The sequence below is a fragment of the Pseudomonas sp. FW306-02-D09B genome, assembly GCF_058782685.1.
This window is the reverse complement of record NZ_JBYSXY010000026.1, coordinates 1-6,910: the sequence shown is the minus strand read 5'-3', so window position 1 is coordinate 6,910 and position 6,910 is coordinate 1. Positions and strand designations below refer to the sequence as shown.

The following is a 6,910-nucleotide window of genomic DNA, read 5'->3' as shown; positions in this document are numbered from 1 at the left end:
GTGCATTTGTTGCCGCGCATTATAGGCCGTTAAATCTTTTTGTAAAGCACTTTTTCTAGTAATTTCAACAACTTACCGAAGAAGCCAGATTACAACGTACTAAATAAATAATGGCGGAGAACGGGGGATTCGAACCCCCGACACCCTTTTGAGGTGTACTCCCTTAGCAGGGGAGCGCCTTCGGCCACTCGGCCAGCTCTCCGCAACACGGGGCGTATCTTAACCAACCTTTTCCCCGTTTGCAAACATAAAAAACGATAAAAATTAATGGCTTGGTTCGTCGTCCTTCTCTTTCTTGATCCGCAGGTAGATTTCCTCACGGTGAACAGCCACCTCTTTAGGCGCGTTAACGCCAATACGCACTTGATTTCCTTTGACGCCGAGCACGGTCACAGTGATTTCGCCATCACCAATAATCAGGCTTTCTGCGCACCGACGAGTCAGAATCAGCATACCTTTCTCCTCACGCATTTCATTTCAGGGACAACAGTCTGCAAAAAAAAGGCGTTCGACCTACAACCGGAACGATCGTAGCCCTACACGCCTAAGTATTGACCAGCACGAGCAAAAGAACAGATTTCAGTCGCGCCACTCAAAAAACAAAGGGCGCGGTCAGACCGCGCCCTTAGCGGAGCATCACTCGCCCTGGCGGGCCGGTGCGTCCAGTTCGAAAGCTGTGTGCAGAGCGCGCACAGCCAATTCCAGGTACTTCTCTTCGATCACTACGGAAACCTTGATTTCCGAAGTCGAGATCATCTGGATGTTGATGGTTTCTTTAGCCAGAGCCTCGAACATGCGGCTGGCAACGCCTGCGTGAGAACGCATGCCAACGCCGACGATCGACACCTTGGCGATCTTGGTGTCGCCAACGACTTCACGGGCACCGATCTCGCGGGCAGTGTTTTCCAGCACGGTCTGCGCCGCCTGGTAGTCGTTGCGGTGCACAGTGAAGGTGAAGTCGGTGGTGTTATCGTGCGCAACGTTCTGCACGATCATGTCGACTTCGATGTTCGCGGCGCTGATCGGGCCGAGAATCTTGAAGGCCACGCCCGGGGTGTCTGGCACGCCACGGATGGTCAGCTTGGCTTCATCGCGGTTAAAAGCGATGCCGGAAATGATCGGCTGTTCCATGGATTCCTCTTCATCAATAGTAATGAGGGTACCCGGACCCTCCTTGAAGCTGTGCAGTACGCGCAGCGGAACGTTGTACTTACCGGCGAATTCGACCGCGCGGATCTGCAACACCTTGGAGCCGAGGCTGGCCATTTCCAGCATCTCTTCAAAGGTGATCTTGTCCAGGCGCTGAGCCACGGACACCACGCGCGGGTCGGTGGTGTAGACGCCGTCGACATCCGTGTAGATCTGGCATTCATCAGCCTTCAGGGCCGCTGCCAGCGCCACGCCGGTGGTGTCGGAACCGCCACGACCAAGAGTGGTGATGTTGCCGTGCTCGTCGACGCCCTGGAAACCGGCAACGACAACCACGCGACCGGCCTTCAGGTCACCGCGAATCTTCTGGTCATCAATCTGCAAGATACGCGCTTTATTGTGCGCGCTATCCGTCAGAATCCGTACCTGGTTGCCGGTGTACGACACCGCCGGTACGCCGCGCTTGATCAGCGCCATGGCCAGCAGTGCAATCGTCACCTGCTCACCGGTGGAGACGATGACATCCAGCTCACGCGGAACCGGTTGATCGCCGCCACTGATTTGCTTGGCCAGATCGATCAGACGGTTGGTCTCGCCGCTCATTGCAGACAGCACGACCACCAGGTCATCGCCGGCCTCGCGGAATTTCTTAACCTTGTCGGCGACCTGCTCGATTCTCTCGACAGTGCCGACTGAGGTGCCTCCAAATTTCTGTACGATCAAAGCCATTTCAAAGCCGCCTCAGCCCATGAAGGGCGCCCATTAATCACTCAAACAGCTGCGAAGCCCGCCACTAGACGACGGGCTCGGCACGCAGCCTTAAATACCCTGCTCTACAAACGGCACGGTCAGGGCCAATGCAGCATCCAGTGCGCCAGCGTCGGTACCGCCGCCTTGCGCCATGTCTGGACGACCACCGCCCTTCCCGCCCACTGCTGCAGCGGCTTGCTTCATCAAATCACCGGCTTTGAGTTGGCCAGTCAGGTCCTTGGTTACACCCGCAACCAGCACGACCTTTTCCTCATGGACACTGCCGAGCAGGATCACTGCGCGGCCGAGTTTGTTCTTCAGTTGATCGACCAGCGCCAGCAGCGCCTTGCCGTCCTGACCGTCGAGACGCACGGCCAGGACTTTCACGCCTTTGACGTCCTGGGCAGAAGCCGACAGGTCGTCGCCCGCCGCACTGGCGGCCTTGGCTTGCAACTGCTCGAGTTGCTTTTCCAGCAGACGGTTGCGCTCAAGCACAGCCGACAGCTTGTCGATCAGGTTGTCGCGGCTGCCCTTGACCAGGTTGGCCGCTTCCTTGAGTTGCTCTTCCGCAGCGTTCAGGTAAGCCAGTGCCGCAGCGCCTGTCACCGCTTCGATACGACGCACGCCAGAAGCCACACCGCCTTCGCTGATAATTTTCAGCAGGCCGATGTCGCCGGTACGATTGGCATGGATACCACCGCACAGCTCGACGGAGAAGTCGCCCATGCTCAGTACGCGCACGCTGTCGCCGTACTTCTCGCCGAACAGCGCCATGGCGCCTTTCTGCTTGGCGGTGTCGATATCGGTTTCTTCGGTTTCAACTTCGGAGTTCTTGCGAATTTCGGCGTTGACGATTTCTTCCAGCGCTTTCAGCTGTTCAGGCTTGATCGCTTCAAAGTGGCTGAAGTCAAAGCGTAGACGCTGACTGTCGACCAGGGAGCCTTTTTGCTGAACGTGCTCGCCCAGCACCTGACGCAATGCCGCGTGCAGCAAGTGCGTGGCGGAGTGGTTCAGCGAAGTGGCGTGACGCACCTCGGCATCCACCTGGGCCTGAACCGGCGAGCCAATGGTCAGGCTGCCCGAATCCAGCACACCGTGGTGCAGGAATGCACCGCCAGTCTTGGTGGTGTCGCGCACGTCGAAACGCGCAGCGCCTGCCTGCAGGTAACCACAGTCACCGATCTGACCGCCGGATTCAGCATAGAACGGCGTCTGATCGAGAACGACCACGCCCTCTTCGCCTTCGCTCAATACGTCGACCGATTGCCCGTCTTTATACAGAGCAACGATTTTTGCCGAACCGCTGTGAGCGGCGTAACCGGTGAACTCGGTGGCCACATCAACCTTGACCAGGCTGTTGTAGTCCATGCCGAAGGAACTGGCCGAACGGGCACGGACGCGCTGGGCTTCCATTTCGCGCTCAAAGCCCTCTTCGTCGATGGTCAGGTTGCGCTCACGCGCGATGTCGCCGGTCAGGTCCATCGGGAAACCGTAGGTGTCGTACAGCTTGAACACCACGTCGCCTGGCACCACGTTGCCTTTGAGTTCGGCCAGATCCTGCTCGAGGATCTTCAGGCCTTGCTCCAGGGTTTTGGCGAACTGTTCTTCTTCGGCTTTCAGCACGCGCTCGATGTGCGCCTGCTGGGATTTCAGCTCAGGGAAGGCTTCGCCCATCTCGGCAACCAGTGCGCCGACGATCTGATAGAAGAAACTGCCCTTGGCGCCCAGCTTGTTGCCGTGACGGCAAGCGCGACGAATGATCCGGCGCAGCACGTAGCCACGACCTTCGTTGGACGGCAGCACGCCGTCGGCGATCAGGAAACCGCAGGAACGAATGTGGTCAGCCACGACTTTCAGCGAAGCCTGGTTGTCGTTGGTGCAACCGATGGCCTTGGCCGAAGCGCTCAGCAGGCTCTGGAACAGGTCGATTTCATAGTTCGAGTGAACGTGCTGCAGCACGGCACTGATCCGCTCCAGACCCATGCCGGTATCCACCGACGGTGCTGGCAACGGGTGCAACACGCCATCGGCGGTGCGGTTGAACTGCATGAAGACGTTGTTCCAGATTTCGATGTAACGGTCGCCGTCTTCCTCTGGCGAACCCGGTGGGCCACCCCAGATGTCGGCGCCGTGATCGTAGAAAATCTCGGTGCAAGGACCGCACGGGCCGGTATCGCCCATGGTCCAGAAGTTGTCGGAGGCGTACGGTGCGCCTTTGTTGTCGCCGATGCGAACCATGCGCTCGGCCGGAACCCCGACTTCCTTGGTCCAGATGTCGTAGGCCTCGTCATCGCTGGCGTAGACAGTGACCCAGAGCTTTTCCTTCGGCAGGTTCAGCCACTTGTCGGAGGTCAGGAAGGTCCAGGCGTAGGTGATCGCATCACGCTTGAAGTAGTCACCGAAGCTGAAGTTACCCAGCATTTCGAAGAACGTGTGGTGACGAGCGGTATAACCGACGTTTTCCAGGTCGTTGTGCTTGCCACCGGCGCGAACGCACTTCTGGCTGCTGACGGCGCGGGTATAGGCGCGCTTTTCCTGGCCCAGAAAGCAGTCCTTGAACTGGTTCATCCCCGCGTTAGTGAACAGCAGGGTTGGGTCGTTGCCCGGAATCAAAGAGCTGGAGGCTACACGGGTGTGGCCTTGCTCTTCGAAGAAGCGAAGGAAGGCTTCACGGATTTCTGCGCTTTTCATTAGGTTCTTCCACGGAGGCTGCGGCCAAAGGCCTGTGCGAATCGTCAACAGACGAAGCGACGGCAAAGGGCCGCATTATATCGGCGTTAGTGTGCAGGTACAGTGTGTTTGTACGATACAGACAGTCAATTGGACGGCTAACACCTTCAGTTTTGAGAAAACTCGACGAAAGTGGCGATCACCTGCTCGATCTGCGCCCGGTTGACGTCCATGTGAGTGACCATGCGCAAACGTGAGGCGGCGCTGAGCTTGATCCCGCGCTCACCGGCAAACGCCTTGAGCGCCTCGCACTTATCGCCCATCTGCACGTAAACCATGTTGGTCTGTACAGGTTCGACTGTATACCCCGCCGCGCTCAGACCTTCAGCCAGAAACTGCGCGTTGGAGTGGTCGTCCGCCAGGCGTTGCACGTTGTGATCCAGTGCATACAAGCCGGCCGCCGCAAGAATGCCGGCCTGACGCATGCCGCCACCCACCATCTTGCGCAGGCGCCGGGCCTTGCCGATCAACTCGGCCGAACCACAGAGCACCGAACCGATCGGCGCGCCGAGGCCTTTGGACAGGCACACCGACACCGAATCGAAGTGCCGGGTGATTTCCCGCGCATCGACGCCCAGCTTGACCGCTGCGTTGTACAACCGCGCGCCGTCCAGGTGCAGCGACAGACCGTGCTCACGGGTAAAACTGCGAGCCCGCGCCAGATACTCCAGCGGCAATACCTTGCCTTGCATGGTGTTTTCCAGCGCCAGCAAACGGGTCCGGGCGAAGTGGAAGTCGTCCGGCTTGATCGCCGCTGCCACCTGAGCCAGGTCCAGCGAACCATCGGCTTGAACTTCCAGCGGCTGCGGCTGGATCGAGCCCAGCACCGCGGCCCCGCCACCTTCGTACTTATACGTGTGTGCCTGCTGGCCGACGATGTACTCGTCACCGCGCTCACAGTGGGCCATCAGTCCCAGCAAGTTGCTCATGGTGCCCGTCGGCACGAATAGCGCCGCTGCAAAGCCCAGACGCCTGGCCAGTTCGGCCTCAAGCTGATTGACCGTCGGATCTTCGCCGTAGACGTCATCCCCGGTGGCCGCCCTGGCCATCGCGTCGAGCATCCCTGCGGTTGGTTGGGTGACGGTGTCGCTACGAAGATCGATAACGCTCATGAATCAGGCCTCGGAATAGGACGCTAACGTCGCTGCTGATAAGGGAAATCTCTTTCGAAGGGGATTACTGCGGCCAACGCCGCGATTAATCAAGGCCCGGACCGGAAAAGCCGGTTCAAGCCAACGGAAAAACCGATGTATATCATCAGAAAGCAGCCATGCGCAGCCCACAAATATGTGTTAAAAACTCTCCGCCGCCAGAAAACCTGGCAGCAAAACGTTCTCAGGGCGGGGTGCGATTCCCCACCGGCGGTAATTGCGCGCAATGCGCATAGCCCGCGAGCGCTTGATGTCACTGATGCTTCGGCAGCAGGTGACGGCAAGGTCAGCAGACCCGGTGTGATCCCGGGGCCGACGGTCATAGTCCGGATGAAGAGAGAACGGGATTGGCACCAAAGGGCCGTCCGTGGGCAACGCGCATACTCTGCACGGCTGACCTGCACGTACCCTTAAATCCCATTCGATTCATAACGCCCTGTTTTTCACACAAACAGGAGTCAGAACAGATGCAACCCACCGCAATCGATAGCAAAAGCAAAAACCATCAGGGCGAGCGCGTAGCGTTTATCCAGGCGTGCTGGCACAAGGAAATCGTTGATCAGAGCCGTAAGGGCTTCGTCAGCGAGATGGTCGCCCAGGGCTACCAGGAATCGGATATCGACTTTTTTGAAGTCGGCGGCGCCTTTGAAATTCCACTGCACGCCAAGCTGCTGGCCAAGTCCGGCCGTTATGCCGGTATCGTCGCTGCAGGCTTGGTGGTTGACGGCGGCATCTACCGTCACGAGTTCGTTGCCCAGTCGGTGATCAGCGGCCTGATGCAGGTTCAGCTGGAAACTGAAGTGCCGGTGTTCTCGGTCGTGCTGACCCCGCACCACTTCCATGCCGGCGAAGAGCACCAGAAGTTCTTCTTCGAGCACTTCGTGCACAAGGGCCAGGAAGCGGCAAAGACCTGCGCCGACACGCTGCACAAGATGCGTGCCTTGCGTCGTAGCGAGCACCGCGCGGTAGCGGTGTAAACGCCGATCCTGTGGGAGCGGGCTTGCTCGCGAAAGCTGACTGACAGCCAACATCATTGTTGAATGTTAAACCGCATTCGCGAGCAAGCCCGCTTGTATGTTTAGACTTGAAGGGGTGGGTGGGACTAAAAGCCCGATTCTGACTCTAGCCAG

The 6,910-nt window shown here is 58.5% G+C and carries 5 protein-coding genes, 1 tRNA gene and 1 riboswitch; of the genes, 1 reads left to right on the top strand and 5 read right to left on the bottom strand.

What is annotated here, in order from left to right; genetic code table 11:
- Positions 1–111: 111 nt before the first annotated feature.
- The 5 genes from AC3WK5_RS27260 to ltaE all read right to left on the bottom strand — a co-directional run bounded on the left by AC3WK5_RS27260 (position 112) and on the right by ltaE (position 5,741).
- Positions 112–202, bottom strand: a tRNA-Ser gene (locus AC3WK5_RS27260).
- A gap of 62 nt (positions 203–264) precedes the next feature.
- The gene (gene csrA, locus AC3WK5_RS27255) at positions 265–453 is read right to left on the bottom strand and encodes a carbon storage regulator CsrA (RefSeq protein ID WP_003178872.1); all 189 of its coding nucleotides are present in this window, start codon (positions 451–453) and stop codon (positions 265–267) included.
- A 183-nt stretch (positions 454–636) separates the two neighbouring features.
- Entirely contained in the window at positions 637–1,878 is a 1,242-nt protein-coding gene (locus tag AC3WK5_RS27250) for an aspartate kinase (protein WP_054593612.1), read from the bottom strand.
- A gap of 90 nt (positions 1,879–1,968) precedes the next feature.
- Positions 1,969–4,590, bottom strand: a complete 2,622-nt coding sequence (gene alaS / locus AC3WK5_RS27245) for an alanine--tRNA ligase (RefSeq protein WP_103318655.1) — start codon at positions 4,588–4,590, stop codon at positions 1,969–1,971.
- Positions 4,591–4,736: 146 nt separating this feature from the next.
- Positions 4,737–5,741 (bottom strand): low-specificity L-threonine aldolase, encoded by a 1,005-nt coding sequence (gene ltaE / locus AC3WK5_RS27240; RefSeq protein ID WP_103318653.1) that lies wholly within the window; start codon positions 5,739–5,741, stop codon positions 4,737–4,739.
- Positions 5,742–5,956: 215 nt separating this feature from the next.
- Positions 5,957–6,127: riboswitch (FMN riboswitch) on the top strand.
- Positions 6,128–6,247: 120 nt separating this feature from the next.
- Here ltaE and AC3WK5_RS27235 point away from each other — a divergent pair.
- Positions 6,248–6,757 carry a 6,7-dimethyl-8-ribityllumazine synthase gene (locus AC3WK5_RS27235; protein ID WP_103318651.1) on the top strand — a complete coding sequence of 170 codons (510 nt, stop codon included), beginning with the start codon at positions 6,248–6,250 and terminating at the stop codon, positions 6,755–6,757.
- Positions 6,758–6,910 lie beyond the last annotated feature (153 nt).